This is a genomic window from Acidiluteibacter ferrifornacis (genome assembly GCF_009909615.1).
In the GTDB taxonomy this organism is placed as follows: Bacteria; Bacteroidota; Bacteroidia; order Flavobacteriales_E; family Vicingaceae; genus Acidiluteibacter; species Acidiluteibacter ferrifornacis.
In genome coordinates this window covers 1-628 of sequence record NZ_WWNE01000013.1, presented here as the reverse complement: position 1 = coordinate 628, position 628 = coordinate 1, and the positions used below count along the sequence as shown (strand labels likewise).

1 rRNA gene is annotated in these 628 nt (G+C 50.8%); it reads right to left on the bottom strand.

The window, feature by feature from the left end:
• Nucleotides 1-298 precede the first annotated feature (298 nt).
• A 16S ribosomal RNA gene (locus GQN54_RS15345) occupies nucleotides 299-628 on the bottom strand; the annotation flags it as partial.

Below are 628 nucleotides of genomic sequence, written 5' to 3'. Positions count from 1 at the left end.
CAATTGAATACTGATGCCCCCGACTGTCCCTATTAATCATTACGGCGGTCCTAGAAACCAACAAAATAGAACCGCACGTCCTATTTCATTATTCCATGCTAATGTATTCGAGCATAGGCCTGCCTGGAGCACTCTAATTTTTTCAAAGTAAAAGTCCTGTTTCCCCGCCACACCCAGTGAAGGGCATGGGGTTCCACAGAGGGAAAGACCCGGCCGGACCAGTGCACGCGGTGAGGCGGACCGGCCAGCCAGGCCCAAGGTTCAACTACGAGCTTTTTAACCACAACAACTTTAATATACGCTATTGGAGCTGGAATTACCGCGGCTGCTGGCACCAGACTTGCCCTCCAATTGTTCCTCGTTAAGGGATTTAAATTGTACTCATTCCAATTACAAGACCCAAAAGAGCCCTGTATCAGTATTTATTGTCACTACCTCCCCGTGTCGGGATTGGGTAATTTGCGCGCCTGCTGCCTTCCTTGGATGTAGTAGCCGTTTCTCAGGCTCCTTCTCCGGGGCCGAGCCCTAACCCTCCGTTACCCGTTGCCACCATGTTTGGCCACTACCCAAACATCGAAAGTTGATAGGGAAGAAATTTGAATGAACCATCGCCGGCGCAAGGCCGTGC